An 18,901-nucleotide genomic window follows, 5' to 3' on the forward strand; every position below is an offset into this window, starting at 1 on the left:
TTTCACTTAACTACATTTCATCTGTGCTTTCACCTAGCCGCTCCAAAATCATCGCATACTCATCATTCGCCGGGTTCATCTCAAGGAGCTTATTAAATACTTCTCTAGATGTGGCTCTGTCTCCTTCTTCAATTAAAAAGAAACCATAATCTTCAAGGAAATCTTGATTGTTCTTGAATGAATTATATGCATTATGATAGCTGGTTAATGACTCTTTAAATTGTTCAGTATGCTGATATGATACAGCAGCTATCCATTCAAACTGCGGATCATCTTCTCCATATCGCCTTACTTCACCAATACACTCCAATACATCTTCATACCTTTCGTGGTGCATATACAATTTCAAGAGGGTGAGTGCAGCTTCCAGGTATCCCGGATCAATGGCTAGTGCTTCTTTAAAGAGATTTTCCGCCTCTTCATCAAGCCCGCTTTTCAAGGCAATTTTTCCACCGAAGAAGTAAAGTTCCTTATTGAATTCATCAGCCTTGATTCCTTCTTTGACTGTTTTCAAGGCATTTTCCAGATCTTCAAGATGTTCATAACTCTTTGCCAGGTACAAATATAAAGAATGGTATTCATGATCTAATTCTTTCAGTTCAATGAACTTTCGTACGGCTGTGTCATAAAGACCTGCCTGAAAAGCTGTAAATGCATATTCAAATAGGGTATTGATTTCAAGTCCATCCTTTAAGGCCTTTTCAAAGTGCGGAAGGGCCTCCTCGAACTTCCCCGAACTGCTTAATGCTTCAGCAAGCCTCTGATTGACATTAACACCAGCGATTTCTTGTTCCTGTTCCAAAACCTTTATGTAATTTGCAATGGCTTCCTGATCCCTTCCTTGATGAAAGAACAGTTCAGCTAGTGCAAAATCAATGATGATCTCATCTGGAAGCATTTCCTTGGCCTGCAGTAATTTCCTTTCGCTGACCTCGTCCATCCCCTGTAATTGATAGAGGTCCGCTTCCAAAAGCAAAGCACTTGGATATACTTCATCATCTGCACTTACTTTTTCAAGCATCAGCATCGCTTCATCTTCCTGGTCCATGTCAATCAGGATTTCCGCCAGCGAAACAATTAATTCTCCTTCATTGGGATAGAGTTGCAGCAGATGTTCAAAAAGATCCTTTGCCTCCTCCGCAAAACCAAGCTGGAGCATTTCTTCGGCCAGCAACAATATGTCCTCTGCTGACTCTGATGATTTAATTCGATTTATATGTTTAAGAGCTTCTGTTAATTCCCCTTTTTTTAAATGCTGTATAACTTGTTCCACTGTGTTCATTGTTGAATCCTTCCTTTTGCATGATAGACTTGGTCCCTAGTCATACACACTCACGCCATAATGTAACATACTCTGCCATTAAGAACAAAATACCAAATAATCGCGAGATGCATAGTAAACAGTATTCATTAGTTTACCATACTGTAGCCCTGTATTCCATTGATGAAGTCCCCTCCCATTCTCATTAAAAAAAGGTTACTAGTTAATTCTCCACGCTATGGTAAATCTCCTTTTTGATCATGAACCCCATTTTCATTATTTTCATGATCGATACAGATAGAAAAAGCCTGAATGTTAGCGCTTTCAACACTTTTCAGCATTTAAAAAAAGTTTACAGACCAAATAAGGTATGTAAACTTTTTTTATATTCACTTTATCAATTGCGTCAAATGCCCAAAAAATTGTGGATATGATACATCTATGGCATCAGGGTCAGCAAGTTCCACTTCCCCATCCGTTATCAAAGCCGCTACAGCAAGCATCATCCCGATACGATGGTCCCCATGGCTTGTAACCTTGCCACCATTCAAGGCTTTACGCCCTTTGATGATCAATCCGTCTGCTGTCGGGGTTATATCTGCGCCCAGGACGGAAAGCTCATTTGCAACAGTATCAATTCGATTCGTCTCTTTCACTTTAAGTTCTGCTGCATCCTTGATTGTCGTTACCCCTTCAGCCTGTGTGGCCAGGAGTGCAATTACCGGTATTTCATCGATGAGACGGGGAATTAAATCACCGCTGATGGTCGTTCCCTTTAGCCGGGAGCTTCTGACAGTGATGTCTCCTGCAGGTTCACCCTCACTCGTCTTCTTCTCAATCGTAATATCCGCCCCCATCGATTTCATGACTTCGATGATTCCAGTCCTTGTCGAATTAAGGCCGACATTCTTTAATACCACTTCACTATTTTCCGTAATCGCTGCAGCCACCATGAAGAAAGCCGCTGAAGAAATATCACCCGGCACATGGATGGTAGTCCCTTTGAAGACTTGGTTTCCGCTTACTTTGATCGTTTGACCGTCTTTTTCGATTTTTCCGCCAAACTCTTGGATCATTCGTTCTGTATGATCCCGGGTCTCTTCCGGTTCGATAATGATCGTTTCACCTTCTGCCTGTAAACCGGCCAAGATTATCGCTGATTTCACCTGTGCACTTGCCACAGGCAATTCATAGCGAAACCCTTGTAACTTGCCTCCTCTTATGGAGAGGGGGGTGTATTCGGCTCCTTTTCGACCGTCAATGACCGCCCCCATTTGACGAAGAGGGTTGACTACCCGGGTCATTGGACGTTTAGCTATCGATTCGTCACCTGCCAAAACGGCCGAAAATTCCTGTCCTGCCAAAATGCCCATCATTAACCTGATCGTGGTACCAGAGTTTCCGACATCCAGTACAGATTCCGGTTCCTTTAATCCATTAAAACCTTTGCCTTCAATTTTAACGTGCTGGCCATCTTGTTCAATATGAACTCCAAGCTGCTTAAAACAGGAAATCGTACTTAAACAATCGGCTCCTGGAAGAAAATTAGTGACTGTCGTTTCCCCCTCGGCAAGGGCTCCGAACATTATCGAACGATGGGAGATCGACTTATCTCCAGGTATGGCAATCGAACCACGTAATGATTGGATGTTCGTTTGTAATTTTTTTGTATTCATAAAACCATCCTTCCCTATAAATGTTATGCCAGGATCGTTTCATAATCTGTATGTCTTGAAATACACTCTGCAGCTTTTATGCGGTCAACATCCGTTTGGAAGCTGATGACCAGCACACCGTATATCTCTTCCCTGGTTTCAATGATCCTTATGTTTGTAATGCTGATACCTTCTTGTGCCAAATATCCGGTAATCTCAGAAATTATTCCGGCATAATCCGGTATATCGATATATAAATCATAAAACGCTGGTATGGCGCCTTTCGCATGTGTTGGCAAATCATCCCTGAAAATCTTGGCATCGGTAAAGAATCGAAGGATTTCTTCACTATCTTCATTCGCGACCAGGCCTTTTATATGCTCCATTTCATTCAGCCAATCATTCATTAATTCAAGTAACACATCCCGGTTATGTAACAAAATGTCACGCCACATTTCCGGACTGCTTGAAGCAATTCTTGTAATATCTCGAAATCCACCTGCTGCAAGCCTTGAAATCAACTTATTTTCCTTACTGTAATTTTCTGCCTGCTTAACAAGCCCCGATGCGACAATATGCGGGAAATGACTAATGACCCCAGTCAGCTTATCATGCGTGGCAGGACTCACAACCAGAAAGTTCGCTCTTGTTCCTTGCAGCCACCCTTTCAGCTGCTCGACTTTTTCTTCTTCGATGGAATCTCCTGGAGTAAGCAAATAAAATGCATGTTCGAATAAATGCAATTTGGCTGCCGCAGCACCGCTTTTATGGGAACCAGCCATAGGGTGCCCCCCGATGAAGGCCACCCCTTTATCTATCAATGGTTTTGCTGCCTTAACGACTGTATCCTTCGTACTTCCTGCATCCGATATGAGGACATCACTCTTCAAATCCATCTCAGCCAATTGAGCTAAAATCTTCACGGTTTCATTGACAGGCACAGCAAGTAGAATCAAATCAGCATCACATGCTCCCGCTTCCAATGATGATACAGAATCATCAATGATCCCCAATAGCATCGATAGTTGAATATTCTTTTCACTTAGGTCCGTACCAACAATAACGGCTTCAGGATGTGCATGGCGTACAGCCATGGCCAATGATCCGCCAATTAGACCTAGACCTATTACAAAAACCTTTCCCTTCACTCTTCTCTCCCCCGCATCTTTTGTGCTCCTCTAGGTTTGATGAAACGTTAAAGCAGCGAATCAGAAGGTGCCTCAACTTCATTCAAAAAAGTTTTAATAGCGTTAATCATTCCTTCATTTTCTTCCGTAGAACCAACCGTGACCCTTAAGCTGGTAGGAAAACCGAAAGATTTCCCCGACCTTGCAATGTATCCGCGCTCAAGCAAATATTGAAACACAACATCGGCATCCTGTTTAAAATGGATAAAGATGAAATTACCTTGTGACGGGTAATAAGCTAAATTTTCCTTATTGCAAAATTCATAGTACTGCTTAAGCCCTTTTTGATTTTCTTCCTTGCATTTTTCAATGAAGGCTTGATCTTCCAAAGCGACGATAGCAATATTCTGTGCGAATGTGTTGACATTGAATGGTTCCCGGGATGGATCTAGTTTCTGGATGATATCCTCATCCGCCAATCCGTACCCTACCCTAAAACTGGCAAGTCCATAGATTTTTGAGAATGTCCGGAGTATGATCAAATTTTTATATTTATTAATCCATTGATTCGTTCTCGGGTAATCCTCAGCCGTTGCATATTCACAGTAAGCTTCATCCAAAACGATAAGTACATCTTCCGGCACTCTTTCAATGAATGATAATAAGTCCTGTTCCGTAATGTATTTACCTGTTGGGTTATTTGGTGTACAAAGCCAGACAACTGCTGTTTTTTCATCTATAACTTTAAGCATTCCTTCTAGATCATGTGCACCATCAATATGAGGAACTTCCCTGATTTCTGCACCTTCTAGCGTGGCATTATGACGATACTGTGAAAAAGTGCCTGTTGCCATGACCGTATTCTTTCCAGCTCCCAATAGGCTTCGGGAGATGATTTGAATGTTCTCATCAGATCCATTTCCAAAAATAAGCTGAGTTTCTTTCACACCTGTATGTTTTGCAACAGCTTCCCTTAGCATCGTTGCATATCCATCTGGATAGATGGCAAACGAATGGGTTGAATTCCTAACGGACTCCTTTACCTTTTCCGAACAGCCGAAAGGATTTTCATTTGAAGCTAATTTCGTGATTTTTTCCAACCCGTATAATTTTTTCACTTCATCAGTGGATTTTCCCGGTTGATAAGACTTCAAGGAAAGGACCGCTTCATTCCATTTCATGTCAATCACCTCTATATTTTTATCACTTTAAAGTAAGAAAGTGTGAGAATAGTATATCATATTCATAGATTTAAAATCATCTTATATCTGCTTTGTCAAATCTGGCCGTAATACCGTAGCCCCTGCCTGGTATACATGCTGTATCTCTTTTTGAGATTTCGTCGTATTTACATGGATCATGACCCGAATGCAAAATGGCAAGGAATTGCTGACCGGTATTTCTTTCATGCATGTAACCGGTACATAAGTCCAGCCTTCGAATTTCCTCAAGGCTTTGGCAGGGAAGACAGAACGAATCTCTTCCGTAGCAGAAAAAAACACAGAAGCTACCATTTCGGGATCAATCTCGTTGACCTGAATGATCTCTGCCATCAACTTTTCGGCAGCGGAAATCACTTCCATTTCCGTGTCTCTTTCTACAGTAGTGGCACCCCTTATTCCTCTTATCACACATAGTCCCCCCTTCTCCTGAACTCTATATCATATCCGCCATTTCCTCTATCAGCTCAGAGTCGGCTATATCCATTAATAGTGGTGACCCCACTTCGTTTAGCAGGACAAAAGTAGCTGAATCATTGACCGATTTTTTGTCTGTTTTCATTAATTCAAGCAGCATTGCATGTTCAAGCCTGGTTGGAATCGTTATTTGATAACCTAAAGAAGAAACCCAGCTAATAAACTCATCCAGTTTAAAATCGAGATCCACTTTCTTTTTGCTTAATTTAAGAGCATATACCATCCCGATTAAAATGGATTCCCCATGCGTAAAGTTTCCGTATCCCATTGAACCTTCCACTGCATGTCCGAGCGTATGACCAAAATTCAAAAAGGCACGAATGCCGTTTTCCTTCTCATCCTCTTCGACAATTTTAGCTTTAATTCCAATTCCTTTTGTAATCATTGTCAGGAATTGCTCATCCGTTATATCATTCAAATCAACAATATTCGACTTTAACCATAGATAAAACTCATAATCGGCTATCAATGAATGTTTAATGACTTCTGCAAAACCTGACCTTAATTCTTTAAGGGGCAGAGTTTTTAAAAATTCAAGATCATAAATGACCGCTTCAGGCTGATGAAAGGCTCCAATCATATTTTTCCCTAGCGGGTGATTGATCGCAACCTTGCCGCCCACTGCACTATCGTGGGCGAGTAAAGTCGTCGGAACCTGTATAAATGGAATCCCTCTCATAAAAGTAGCCGCAACGAATCCAGCCAAATCACCTACTGCACCACCGCCAAGGGCGATAATCAATGACTTGCGATTAATCTGTTGAGTTAAACAGAAGCTTTGGCATTCATAAAACACATCGAATGTTTTAGCATGCTCCCCTTCAGGCACTACATGATGCAGGACAGGTTTCCCCGTCTTGATCAGGGCGTTTTTTACGGTCTGCAAATGAAGTGCCGCCACTTTCTCATCAGTTATGATCAGAATCTTGTTTAGATGATTTAATTCATGTGATATTAATTCGGGCAATTCATTTATTGCCATCTTGCCAATTAAAACCGGATATTGCTTGGAAGCCGTTTTTATTTGGATGGATTCCATGATTTAAAACCCCTTTACTTCTTCCCGATATGATCTTATGTATTCCGCTAATTGCTCATAACGATCTGAAGGGAATTGATCAACGATGGCAGCCGCCAGTTCCCATGCTACTACCGCCTCAGCAACCACTGCTGCTGCAGGAACCGCACAACTATCGGAACGTTCGACACTTGCTTCAAACACTTCCTTCGTATCAATATCAACGCTTTTCAAAGGTTTATATAAAGTGGGGATCGGCTTCATCACACCGCGTACAACTATCGGCATTCCAGTTGTCATACCGCCTTCAAAACCGCCAAGGCGATTGGTTTTCCGGTAATAGCCCTGTTCTTCGTCCCATGCGATTTCATCATGGACATCACTCCCAAATAGATGGGCAGCTTCAAATCCAAGACCTATTTCCACCCCTTTAAATGCATTGATGCTCATTATCGCTGCGGCTAGTTTTGCATCAAGCTTACGGTCATAATGCACATAACTTCCTACACCCACCGGCATACCTTCTACAATGACTTCAACGATGCCGCCAATGGAATCTCCTTTTTGTTTCGCTTCATCAATTGCATCCTTCATCTGCTGTTCTACGTTCTTGTCAAAACATCTAACAGAAGATTCTTCCGTTACTTGTTGCAATTGCTGAATACTTTCGTATTTTGGCGGTTCTGCCTTCACTCCGCCAATTTCCAAAACATGAGATGCCACTTCTATCCCCAATAAAGACAATAGCTTTTTAGCGACAGCTCCTGCTGCTACCCTTACTGTCGTTTCACGGGCTGAAGAGCGTTCCAGAACATTTCTCAAATCGCGGTGCCCATATTTAATCCCGCCGTTCAAGTCGGCATGACCAGGACGTGGCCGGGTGATTTTACGTTTAATTTCTTCAGCTTCCTCTTCTGAAAGCCCTTCGCTTCCCATAATCTTTGTCCAATGCTTCCAGTCATCGTTCTCAACGACCAAAGCAACCGGTGAACCGAGTGTGTAGCCATGTCTGATTCCCGAAGAAATAAAAGCCTGATCTTTCTCGATCTGCATCCTTCTTCCACGTCCATGCCCTTTTTGCCGGCGTCCTAATTCTTGATTGATATCCTCTTTCGAAATCGGCATTCCTGCCGGTAATCCTTCAATGATAGTAGTCAGTTGCGGACCATGTGATTCTCCCGCTGTTAAATATCTCATCTTCCAGCCCCCCTTTTAGCACTTTAAAGTGTATATGTATCAATATACCACAATTTTATGAAATGTGGGTATATGTAAAACGTAAAAACCATATTGTTTGAATTTAATCACTTTTCTTTCTATTTTACAAGTACTTAAACATTTTCGATATAGTTTATTCTTTCAAATTAGAGTTCTACTGGAATTGCTATTGCACGGCAAACGAAAAGGGACTGAATGCGCAGGTGCAGGATCAGTCCCTTTTTTCTAAAGTATTTACTTTTTCTTATAAAAAAATGTGTCGATCGTTTCAAATTGATATTTTCCTGGGGTGAATATTTGCTCTGTACTTCCTACAAAAAATACCCCGCCGCTTTTTAGCGATGCACTGAATTTTTCATATAATAAATTCTTGGCTTCTTCAGTGAAATAAATTAAAACATTGCGGCAAACGATTAAATCGAACCCTTGGTCGAATCGGTCAGCAAGAAGGTTTTGCTTTTTAAATGTCACCCTTCTCTTGATTTCATCATCGACACGATAAAAATCCGCTTTTTTTTCAAAGTATTTCCTTTTAATTTCCTCAGGCACTTCATTTAAGGAACGTTCGGGATATATCCCCAATTTCGCTCGCGCCAATACATTTTCATCGAGATCCGTCGCCAATATCTCTATCTGGCTAAGTGGGACCAGATTGGATAATATCATGGCAATCGTATATGGTTCCTCCCCGGTTGAGCAGGCAGCACTCCAAATTTTCAACTTTTTTTTGCTTTCTAATAACCCAGGCAGGATTTTCCGCTCCAACACTTCCCATCTTTTCGCATTTCTATAAAATTCGGAAACGTTGATTGTCATTCTATCCAAAAACTCATTAAAAACACCGGGATTGGTTTGAATGTCTTTGTAGTATTCACGAAATGAATGATATCCTCTTTTTTCATATAGAGATGTTAGTCGCCTTTTCATTTGCCCTTCCTTATATAATGCCAAATCAATGCCTGTCAGCATTTTGATATTACGAATAAACTCTTCATATTCTTGAGGCATTCCCACGACTCCCCTGCACATAATTATTTTAAGTGGTTCTTCCCTTTATATATATCGGAGAGTGCCATATTTTCTTTAAACTAAAATAATCCCTTACGTTGCTGCTTGAAACTAAAAAAGCAATTAAAAAAAGCGGGTTTCATCGCATAATGACGATGGAACCCGCTTTTTTTTAAGAGATCGTATTAATTAATAAACCCACTCGTTAACAAGTTTAGAGTACTCAACAAGTTCTTCTTCTTTGAAGAATAAACCGATTTCGCGTACAGCGCTTTCAGCTGAATCAGATCCGTGAATGATGTTTTTGCCGACAGTCACGGCAAAATCGCCACGGATTGTTGCTGCTGCTGCATCTTTAGGGTTAGTGGCACCCATCATTTGACGTGCAGTAGCGATTACGTTTTCACCTTCCCAAACCATTGCGAAGACAGGACCTGAAGTAATGAAGTCCACTAGTTCGCCAAAGAAAGGACGTTCTTTGTGCTCGCCATAATGCTGCTCAGCCAATTCTTGAGAAATGACCATTAATTTTGCTCCTGCAAGAAGGAAGCCTTTCTTTTCAAAACGGGAAACGATTTCACCGATTAAATTGCGTTGAACGCCGTCAGGCTTAACCATTAAAAATGTTCTTTCCATGAATGTCACTCCTAATATGTATCATTGTTATTTGCCTATATAAGGCAATACTTTTAGAATATTACCATTGTTTGATGAGTTTCGCAACTCCCATTATCAAAACTTTCTTTTTCCGATATTTTTCGCGATATCCGATAAAGTTTTTCTAGCTTTAATGGCAGGAAGACCTTTCAACTCAGTAAAAGCCTTTTCTAAATACATATCACTGATCCTCGCTGCCTGTTCAATGGCACCGGAAGTTTTTATCGCATGAATTATATGGGACATTTCCTCTTTTGGCGTATCTTCCCGAACTGTTTCGATAAGCTTTTTTAACTTTGGATCTTCCATAGCAATCAATACGGGTAAAGTGATATTACCTTGAATCAAATCACTGCCGGCTGGTTTCCCAAGCTCTTCTTCCGAAGCAGTAAAATCCAATATATCATCGGTGATTTGATAAGACATACCGACATAATATCCGAATTTAAATAGCTTTTGGTGAATTCTCTCTTCAACACCCGCTGAAATGGCCCCCAACTGGCAACTGGATGCAATGAGCAGTGCCGTTTTCCGTTTGATCCTTCTAAAGTATATCCGCCAATTCTGTTCGAAATTGTATTTATCTTTTATTTGTTCAATCTCACCAAGACATAGTTCAACCATAGTATCAGCGAGAATTTGATGCGCCAGCGGAGACTCGATAACCGCCATCATTTCCAGTGCACGAGCAAAAATGAAGTCGCCTGTGTACATGGCGACACGATTATCCCATTTTGATTTAATGGTAGCAGATCCCCTGCGTAAATCGGCATCATCCACTACATCATCATGCACAAGGGAAGCTGTATGAATCAGTTCCAAAGTCGCTGCGACATGCTTTACGACATGAATATCATAGTTGCCAAACTTCGCACCCAATAGGACGAATACCGGACGGATCCGTTTTCCACCGGATTGCAGCAAATGCAGGGAAGCTTCCCTTAAAACCGTGGAATCCGCTTCGATTGCGGCTTCCAGTTCTTTTTCTATTAATTGCAAATCTGCATTCAAAAATGAATACATCATTTTAAATTTCATACATTCCACCCAGCTTTGTCCATTGCTATTATGCTTATTTTGAAGGCTTGTACCCGAAATGTGTTGCTGCTACCCCACCGAAATGGGCCTTATAACTGACATTTTCCATTCCCGCCTGCTTGAACATGTTTTCAAGCTTTTTCATGCCAGGGAAATCCCGAGCCGATTCTTGCAGCCATGAGTATTCGCTATAGCTTTTTGCGAATAATTTGCCGAACATGGGCATGATGAAACGGAAATAAAAATAATAGCCCTGTTTAAAGCCAAGCATCGTAGGCTGTGAAGTATCCAGGCAAACGATCATTCCACCCGGCTTGGCTACCCGGTTTAACTCTTTGAGCACTTTCATGTAATCGGGGACATTCCGCAGCCCGAAACCGATCGTGACATAGTCAAAGCTATTATCCTCAAAAGGAAGCTCCATTGCATTCCCATGCATTAGGGACACTTGCTCTAGATTGAGTTCATTTACCTTTTGTTCGCCGATTTTCAGCATGTTCTTACTAAAATCCAAACCAACAACCTTTCCTTCTGGTCCTACTTCATTAGCAAGGGCAATGGTCCAGTCCGCTGTTCCACAGCATACATCCAGTGCATGGGCGCCTTTGGGGACATTCATGATGGCCATTGTAGCCTTCCGCCATTTAAGATGCTGTTTAAAGCTGATGAGGGAATTCATCTTGTCATAATTTCCGTATATCTTTTCAAAGACATGATGAACTTTTTGCTCTTTAGACTGCTCCATGATTCACCCTTCTTTCACATATGAATTTGCTATACTCTCTGTTTGTTCCAAGATGGCCTTCACTCTTTCCAGAAGTTCATCATCCAACTTTGCCAGCTTCCGCATCGAGCACTGTACGGATTGCCTGGCATCCCTCAGGCACTTGTCGAATTGGGTGCGTACCTGTTCTTCTTTTTCCGAAATGGTAACTTTCCCGTCAATCGAGTCATCGAGAGGCATTTCCCTTAGGACATCAAAAACTATCGATTGCCCCGACTCCATATAACTGCTCTTCTCGGCATGCAGCCGTTTTAAAAGCAGCAGATCTTCCGCTATTTCTATCCAGGCAGGCTCATTATAGTAATCCGCGAGTTTATGAATCAGCGAAGCCTCGATCGCTTTGATCGTCATTAAAAGCGTTGGGACATCATTAATGGACCCTTGTTGGTAAAGAATGATTTTATTGTCATTTATTTTTTTTATCGCGCTCGAAAGTATACGGATCATATCAACATTACCTACACTGGCAAGCCCTTGATAATATAAGCCACTATAGTAATCACCGGCAAGCACTTGTAATTGACGATTTTTCAATACCTCGGGCAACTCGGTTCCTTCTCCTGAATTCGAGACGATTTCATGGGTATCCAGAGCTATTTGCACTAACATGGTTGAAATGATGTATTGATTTCGTTTTTCGCTTAAAACGTCCAAATCGTTAAACAATCCCCAAAGCAATATCAGTTTATCTTCGTCCAAGCTTGGCTTTTGTATATACTTCAATAAATATGGATGTTGAGCTTTCGTTTCTATTAATCGCTTTAATTGCCTTATGTCGTCCGTTATGTTTAACAATTGAGATCACCCTTGCATCCCCGAAAGATAATTTTTTTCATTCATATTGGTTTCTGTCTGTGTAAAATACACATTATTATACCATAAAAACAATCAGATGAAATGGTCAACGTTTATAAAATGAAACTTCCAAAGGTAAGGAAACCATCGTCTTTTGCTCTTCAAAAAAATGGATGCGGGAAATTTACAGCTTGTTAAACGTGATATCAGATGATTGATTTACTAATTAACCAAGTATTGATAAGCTATCATTTCTCAGGTGAATTCTTTTTGGAATCACTTTCTATCTCTCCGAATGGAGTATAGACTTTTGCATGGCCCCTGATTTTAATTGCCGAGGTATGTTCCGTGAATTGTGCGATCATCACCTCTCCTGAGTCAAGTTTTTCGGAGTGATGAAACTTGGTGTCCGTTCCCCTTGTCAACCCGATGACGTTCACACTATCCTCAATGGCTTTGATTACGACAAAATCATTCAAGATCTTTTTTTCATTCATTTTTTCCTGCCCCCATGTCCTTAGTCTTTAATGAATGCCAGCACTTCAGCTCTAGTACGATGATCCTTCGCAAACGTTCCCCTTACAGCTGAAGTCACTGTTTTAGATCCAGGTTTTTTTACACCTCGCATGGTCATGCACATATGTTCAGCCTCTACTACAACCATTACACCATGAGGCTCGAGCTTTTCCATTATCGAGTCAGCAACTGTGGAAGTGATGCGCTCTTGAAGTTGCGGACGCTTCGATACAGCCTCAACCGCCCGTGCCAATTTACTTAAGCCAGTCACTTTTCCGTTTTTCGGAATATATGCTACATGGGCTTTCCCGTAAAAAGGGACTAAATGATGTTCACATACTGAGTAAAACGGAATATCCTTTACAAGTACGAGTTCTTCATGGTCCTCTCCAAAAACAGTATCGAAATATTCCTTTGGATCCTGATTAAGTCCAGAAAAAATTTCTTCATACATTCTGGCTACACGGCCAGGAGTATCCAGCAGTCCTTCCCTCGTTGGGTCTTCCCCTACAGCCTCAAGAAGCATTTTAACCGCTTCTTCCAATTTGGCATGATCAACATTAGCCATTTTTTGTACCTCCTAAAAAATCAATAATATTATGTATTCAGATAAAAAATCCAAAGCGCGTTGCACCCGGATATCCATAATTGCAATTATTAAAGAAGACCCATACACCCATACATTGAGCCTTTGAACGGCAGTTTCGCCGGAAGCGGTTTTTGGATGGGCATTTCCTTGTGACGGATTAACCATCTGCAGCGTTTCTAAAATATTCACTGTCTTTTATATTATCACAGATGGAAATTAAGAAGCAAAAAAAGGGCCGCGTTTTCACGCGGCCCTTTTCGGTTAAGCACCCGTATGTAATGGTAGAATTACTTCACTGCATCTTTCAGCGCTTTACCGGGTTTGAAAGCTGGCACTTTGCTAGCTGCAATTTCGATTTCGTCACCAGTTTGTGGGTTACGGCCTTTACGAGCCGCACGTTCACGAACTTCAAAGTTACCAAAACCAATCAATTGGACTTTATCACCGTTTTTTAGAGCTTCTAAGATTGTATCAAAAACAGCATCAACAGCTTTTGTAGCGTCTTTCTTAGAAATTTCAGTTGCTGTAACAACTTCATTAATTAATTCTGTTTTGTTCATGCCATTCACCTCCTCCCAAAAGGGATCTTTATAAAAAATCATTATTACAACACTATAATAGTGATTTGATATTAGCTTCGGACCAAAATTTTCATTCCCTGGCAATCAAGGATTACCAAGCCGAATTAATTTCCAAATAATTCATCCGGAAATTTATAAATACGTTGAAATCGCTGTTATAACGCGTTTTCTGTATGTAGATTATCACAAATCCTATTAGCTTAGCAAGGGAATTCAAAAAATAATGGGAATCTTTTCATCAATAATTGTATATATTATAAATTTTGTCTTTCGCTATTCATCATTTCCCTTTTTTATAGAAATTAAACTTATTATATTGCTGAAAATCGCTTAACCACAGGGTTTTTTCAAGATTATACTAAAAAACAGCAGATTATTTCAAATTTTAGCGTTCATAAATGATATTTTTCTTGTGATCCCGAGTCTTTCGCATGCAAAAAGACCAATCCATAAATGGAGTTGGTCCAGCTTTTAAACGTTTTTATAAGATGATGGCAATCAATCCCCCACTGCCCTCATTAATAATCCTCTCCAGTGTTTCTTTCAATTTGTAGCGGGCATTGTCAGGCATCATCGCTAATTTCACCTGTATGCCTTCCCTTACATAGGAACTTAGGCTTCTGCCAAAAATATCTGAGTTCCAAATGGAAAGTGGATTGTCTTCGAAATCCTGCATCAGATACCGGACTAATTCTTCACTTTGCTTTTCGGTACCGATGATTGGCGAGAATTCGGATTCGACATCGACCTTGATCATATGGATGGAAGGAGCTACGGCTTTTAGCCTGACACCGAACCTGGCTCCCTGACGGATGATTTCCGGTTCATCAAGACTCATATCGTTAAGGGAAGGGGCTGCGACACCATATCCTGTTTGTTTGACCATTCTCAATGCATCGGCCACCTGGTCATACTCTGCTTTGGCATACGCAAAGTCCTGCATTAAAGATAATAGATGATCCTTGCCCCGAATCTCCACACCGACAATTTCCTTCAGAATATCATCATAGAGTTCATCAGGGGCGTATAGGTCGATCTCTGCAACACCCTGCCCCATCTCAATGCCTGCAAGCGCTGCACGGTCAATGAACTCGAATTCATTGAAATGACCGACTACACGATCTACATCCCTCAGGCGTTTAATATCCTTTACGGTCTCTTTAACCGCTTCCTGGTAACTTTCCCTTAACCAATGATCCTCGCGCAGAACCATTACCCAGCTCGGAAGATTAACATTGACCTCGAGAACTGGAAATTCGTACAGGGCCTCGCGGAGTACGCTGTAAACATCCGATTCCCGCATTCCTTCGACACTCATCGCCAATACAGGGATATCATACTTTTCCTGCAGGGATTCCTTCAGGGCTATCGTATTCGGGTGGTGAGGCTGAACGGAATTGACAATCATGATAAATGGCTTGCCAACCTCCTTCAATTCTTCGACAACCCTTTCCTCGGCCTCTAAATAATCACTTCGCGGGATTTCTCCTATCGACCCATCCGTCGTAACGACCACTCCTAATGTGGAATGATCTTGAATTACTTTGCGAGTACCGATCTCAGCCGCTTCATTGAACGGAATCGGCTCTTCATACCACGGCGTGTGAATCATGCGGGGACCATTTTCATCTTCATACCCTTTAGCCCCAGGTATTGTATAACCGACACAATCGACTAAACGAATATTCACGTCGAGACCTTCAGCCACTTGAATCGATGCTGCCTGGTTCGGTACGAATTTGGGTTCCGTAGTCATGATTGTCTTTCCAGCAGCACTTTGAGGCAATTCATCCTGTGCCCTTGCGCGGTCCGCCTCTGACGGGATATTCGGAATGACGACTAGCTCCATGAATTTTTTAATAAATGTGGATTTCCCCGTCCTGACGGCACCGACCACCCCCAAATATATGTCGCCACCGGTCCGTTCAGCTATATCTTTAAAAATATCTACCTTTTCCAAGGTATCCCCTCCCGAATTAGAGTTTTGGGATTTCGTTTATCCATTTGCATTTATTTAGGACATTATATATCTATGATGTTGTCCTAAAAATTTATTCCAATTATTTCCCTGGTTCAATCCCTTCCTCCACCAGAAATTTTATATAAGGGTTGTTATTTTAAAAGTAAGATGAAATAAAGATAAAAGAAATAACCCTTCCCCTACAATATATTTTGCAGAAGAAGGGTTATGCCTATTTTGTAAGGAATATTGGATTTTTTGTTTTTTCATCAATTGTATATGGCAATGAATAGGCAGGGACGAACTCCGAACTTTGCACCAGCAGTTCCCGGATATCTTCACCTGGCTTCATTTCCCCCTCATGCTTCTTCAATGCCTCAATTAAATCCGGGGTATAATCAACAAAAATACTGCCTTGACCATCAACTACGAGATATAAGTCTTTTTGTGAAAATGGACTCGTGACCGTCGGAGCGTCCTTCAGGCCCATTTTTTCATAATCAAGCGTGAAGACATTATCGGATAACCTTTCCTTAAATGGCGGGTATCCGTTGCTTTGCTGATAGGCAGTCAATCTCAAGGAAACATCCTGAATCTTCTGCGCCATCCTGACATCCAACAGCTTTACGGTCGGATCATTTTCAACATTAACGAGGATGTATTGAAAGACGCCTCCTGATTCAAATGCATTGTCCGGCGGTTCAGCCATATACCTCGGTGAAATCTTTGAAAATTTTATGACATATTTTTGATAAATCGGTGTACCTGCATCTTTTGTAACGATGGGCAGTATGCCCCCTTCATCTTTCTGAAATTGATCCACTGCACTTTGGACGGATTGTATTTGCTCTTTATAAGGCAATTGGTTTTGCATTTTTTGCTTCTCCGGATATAAGCAACCAGATAATGATACAGAGATGCAAAATAAACATAATATTTTGAAAAAATTTCTCATCATTTCCCCTCACCTATCAAGTGGTTGGCCCGCTAAGAACAACGATAAGGATGATCAATCCGGCCAGAATCATAAGTATGTATGCGATAATTGCTGTCAAGACTCTCCAAAAACCCTTTAATTTATAGCGGCTTAAGTAGATTAGAAATATAGAGATAATCATAAAGCCCATTGCTATAAAGGATATCCACATTTTTTGCAGAGCTGGTGTCATATCTTCATCACTCCTTTTTCCAGAAATTATTATAACATACCAAATTACGTTAAAGGAATTAAATCCTTGTCCAATCTGTGTAATTCCCGTTTTCATGACTCATTTTCATGAAAAAAATATAAAACGAGAAATAAGTATAGTAAGTAATTTCCATACCTCCTCCCAAGCAACAAAAAAACAGCCCAAAGGCTGTTTTTCTGCTTTTTTAAATTAAGATTGAAGCGTCGGCAAGACCTCTTTAAACGCTTTAATGACTGTATCGACTTCATCCAACTGAATAGTCAATGACGGCTCAATCCTGATTGTTTTGGAATTGATAAGCGTACCTGCCACCAAGATGCCTTTATCAAAGAGGGCTTTTGAGAATTCATAACCCACTTCATCTTTATGGAACTCAATGCCAATCATCAATCCTTGGCCGCGGATTTCCAAAACCTTATCTTTGTGCTCAGCAGCCACTTCCCTTAACCCATTTAGGAAGTATTCACCAACTTCTGCAGCACGCTGCGGTAAGTTTTCTTCCAAAAGTACGTCGATCGTAGCAATGGCCGCAGCACAAGCGAGTGGATTTCCTCCAAATGTAGTTGTGTGCATGAATGGATTGTCGAACCAGCTTTTAAACACTTTCTCATTGGCTACGACAGCCCCTGCAGGCATTACTCCGCCGCCAAATGCTTTCGCTAAACAAATAATGTCCGGAACAACATCATATAGCTCAGAAGCGAACATTTTACCTGTCCGTCCCATTCCTGTTTGCACTTCATCCAAGATCAATAACGCATCATATTCGTCACACAATGCCCGAACTTGCTTTAAATAATCTTGCGGAGGAAGAATGACCCCTCCTTCACCTTGAATAGGCTCCAACAGCACAGCAGCAACATCTTCACCGACCAATGCACAACTTTCAAACGTTTTTCTCATCATATCCACATCACCGAATGGTACATGACGCACACCTGGTACCAACGGGATGAATGGTTTTCTGAACATGCCCTTTGCCGTTGCCGATAGGGAACCAAGGCTTTTCCCATGAAATGATTTTGTCGTGGAAATGATCGTGTATCGGTCACTGTACATTTTGGCCAGCTTAAGTGCAGCCTCCACGCTCTCGGTACCGCTGTTCGTAAAGAAAGAGTATTTTAGATCTCCCGGTGTGATTTCGGCAAGGATCTTGGCAAGCATTGCACGTAATGGATCAAGTAAGTCCTGGCTATGAAGGGCTTGTCTTTGCAATTGATCGGTTACGGCCTTTACAACTTTAGGGTTACGATGGCCAACATTATAAATACCAAAGCCACCTAAACAATCAATATATTTTTTTCCATTTACATCCGTAAAACAGGAATCTTGATCAGACCACTCCACCGAAGCGAATTGAGTGTCTTTAGTGACCGTCTTCCGATATTCCAAAAATCCAGGGTTTACATGGTTACGGAAATTCTCGACCGTTTCTCTTGTTACCCACTGCGCGTCTTCTTTTGAAATTTCTTTTTGTTCGATTAATTGAAGCACTTTTTTAATATAATCTTGGGTTGCTGATTGGTTAGCTTGAGTGTTTTTACTTTCTACGTTAATTGACATTTTATAAGCTCCTTTTTTTTATAACTTTAGTGGATGGTTAATTGAGATTGCTTCTTTTATAAACTTTGATGCTTACCTCCCTTTTTTCTTATACTTACTAATCAAGCAAGAACCATGCCAAGTTAATTAACCAATAAAACCGCATTCTTTTTGATAAATCACGTTAAAGTTATGCAAATTTGCATATCAATATTTCAATTTGAATAATCATCTTTTGATCATAAAAAAACTTCCCAAATGCTCT

Annotated in this window: 19 protein-coding genes; all 19 read right to left on the minus strand. The window is 41.0% G+C overall.

From position 1 onward, the window contains the following. Positions 1-10 precede the first annotated feature (10 nt). The 19 genes from ACIQZD_RS01075 to ACIQZD_RS01165 all read right to left on the minus strand — a co-directional run bounded on the left by ACIQZD_RS01075 (position 11) and on the right by ACIQZD_RS01165 (position 18,657). The gene (locus ACIQZD_RS01075) at positions 11-1,282 is read right to left on the minus strand and encodes a tetratricopeptide repeat protein (RefSeq protein WP_350299357.1); all 1,272 of its coding nucleotides are present in this window, start codon (positions 1,280-1,282) and stop codon (positions 11-13) included. 368 nt (positions 1,283-1,650) lie between these two features. Next, entirely contained in the window at positions 1,651-2,937 is a 1,287-nt protein-coding gene (gene aroA, locus ACIQZD_RS01080; protein ID WP_402897400.1) for a 3-phosphoshikimate 1-carboxyvinyltransferase, read from the minus strand. 23 nt (positions 2,938-2,960) lie between these two features. Further along, on the minus strand, positions 2,961-4,064 hold the full coding sequence (locus ACIQZD_RS01085; RefSeq protein ID WP_402897402.1) for a prephenate dehydrogenase: 1,104 nt from the start codon (positions 4,062-4,064) through the stop codon (positions 2,961-2,963). 47 nt (positions 4,065-4,111) lie between these two features. Beyond that, entirely contained in the window at positions 4,112-5,224 is a 1,113-nt protein-coding gene (hisC, locus tag ACIQZD_RS01090) for a histidinol-phosphate transaminase (RefSeq protein ID WP_402897404.1), read from the minus strand. Between the two features lie 81 nt (positions 5,225-5,305). Then, entirely contained in the window at positions 5,306-5,674 is a 369-nt protein-coding gene (gene aroH, locus ACIQZD_RS01095; RefSeq protein WP_101222417.1) for a chorismate mutase, read from the minus strand. Between the two features lie 25 nt (positions 5,675-5,699). Further along, on the minus strand, positions 5,700-6,779 hold the full coding sequence (gene aroB / locus ACIQZD_RS01100; protein ID WP_402897407.1) for a 3-dehydroquinate synthase: 1,080 nt from the start codon (positions 6,777-6,779) through the stop codon (positions 5,700-5,702). 3 nt (positions 6,780-6,782) lie between these two features. Then, a complete protein-coding gene (gene aroC, locus ACIQZD_RS01105) occupies positions 6,783-7,955 on the minus strand; it encodes a chorismate synthase (protein ID WP_214750460.1) in 1,173 nt (390 codons plus the stop codon). A gap of 255 nt (positions 7,956-8,210) precedes the next feature. Beyond that, positions 8,211-8,984, minus strand: a complete 774-nt coding sequence (locus ACIQZD_RS01110) for a CheR family methyltransferase (RefSeq protein WP_402897409.1) — start codon at positions 8,982-8,984, stop codon at positions 8,211-8,213. A 189-nt stretch (positions 8,985-9,173) separates the two neighbouring features. After that, positions 9,174-9,620 (minus strand): nucleoside-diphosphate kinase, encoded by a 447-nt coding sequence (gene ndk / locus ACIQZD_RS01115; protein ID WP_034308008.1) that lies wholly within the window; start codon positions 9,618-9,620, stop codon positions 9,174-9,176. A gap of 96 nt (positions 9,621-9,716) precedes the next feature. Next, positions 9,717-10,679: a heptaprenyl diphosphate synthase component II gene (hepT, locus tag ACIQZD_RS01120; protein ID WP_137016018.1), complete on the minus strand. Its 963-nt coding sequence runs from the start codon at positions 10,677-10,679 to the stop codon at positions 9,717-9,719. Positions 10,680-10,713: 34 nt separating this feature from the next. Beyond that, positions 10,714-11,424: a demethylmenaquinone methyltransferase gene (locus tag ACIQZD_RS01125; protein ID WP_352920278.1), complete on the minus strand. Its 711-nt coding sequence runs from the start codon at positions 11,422-11,424 to the stop codon at positions 10,714-10,716. Positions 11,425-11,427: 3 nt separating this feature from the next. Further along, on the minus strand, positions 11,428-12,258 hold the full coding sequence (locus ACIQZD_RS01130; RefSeq protein WP_402897413.1) for a heptaprenyl diphosphate synthase component 1: 831 nt from the start codon (positions 12,256-12,258) through the stop codon (positions 11,428-11,430). Positions 12,259-12,506: 248 nt separating this feature from the next. Beyond that, positions 12,507-12,755 (minus strand): trp RNA-binding attenuation protein MtrB, encoded by a 249-nt coding sequence (gene mtrB, locus ACIQZD_RS01135; protein WP_137016024.1) that lies wholly within the window; start codon positions 12,753-12,755, stop codon positions 12,507-12,509. A 20-nt stretch (positions 12,756-12,775) separates the two neighbouring features. After that, entirely contained in the window at positions 12,776-13,342 is a 567-nt protein-coding gene (folE, locus tag ACIQZD_RS01140; protein ID WP_063233209.1) for a GTP cyclohydrolase I FolE, read from the minus strand. Between the two features lie 308 nt (positions 13,343-13,650). Beyond that, on the minus strand, positions 13,651-13,923 hold the full coding sequence (locus tag ACIQZD_RS01145) for an HU family DNA-binding protein (protein WP_034308023.1): 273 nt from the start codon (positions 13,921-13,923) through the stop codon (positions 13,651-13,653). A gap of 502 nt (positions 13,924-14,425) precedes the next feature. Further along, positions 14,426-15,904 (minus strand): stage IV sporulation protein A, encoded by a 1,479-nt coding sequence (gene spoIVA / locus ACIQZD_RS01150; protein WP_101222423.1) that lies wholly within the window; start codon positions 15,902-15,904, stop codon positions 14,426-14,428. A gap of 232 nt (positions 15,905-16,136) precedes the next feature. Beyond that, entirely contained in the window at positions 16,137-16,862 is a 726-nt protein-coding gene (locus ACIQZD_RS01155) for a hypothetical protein (protein ID WP_402897416.1), read from the minus strand. Between the two features lie 13 nt (positions 16,863-16,875). Beyond that, on the minus strand, positions 16,876-17,073 hold the full coding sequence (locus ACIQZD_RS01160) for a DUF2768 domain-containing protein (RefSeq protein WP_101222425.1): 198 nt from the start codon (positions 17,071-17,073) through the stop codon (positions 16,876-16,878). A 210-nt stretch (positions 17,074-17,283) separates the two neighbouring features. After that, entirely contained in the window at positions 17,284-18,657 is a 1,374-nt protein-coding gene (locus ACIQZD_RS01165) for a putrescine aminotransferase (protein WP_402897418.1), read from the minus strand. Positions 18,658-18,901: the final 244 nt, after the last annotated feature.

Source organism: Peribacillus sp. NPDC096447, from assembly GCF_044762725.1.
Lineage (GTDB): Bacteria > Bacillota > Bacilli > Bacillales > DSM-1321 > Peribacillus.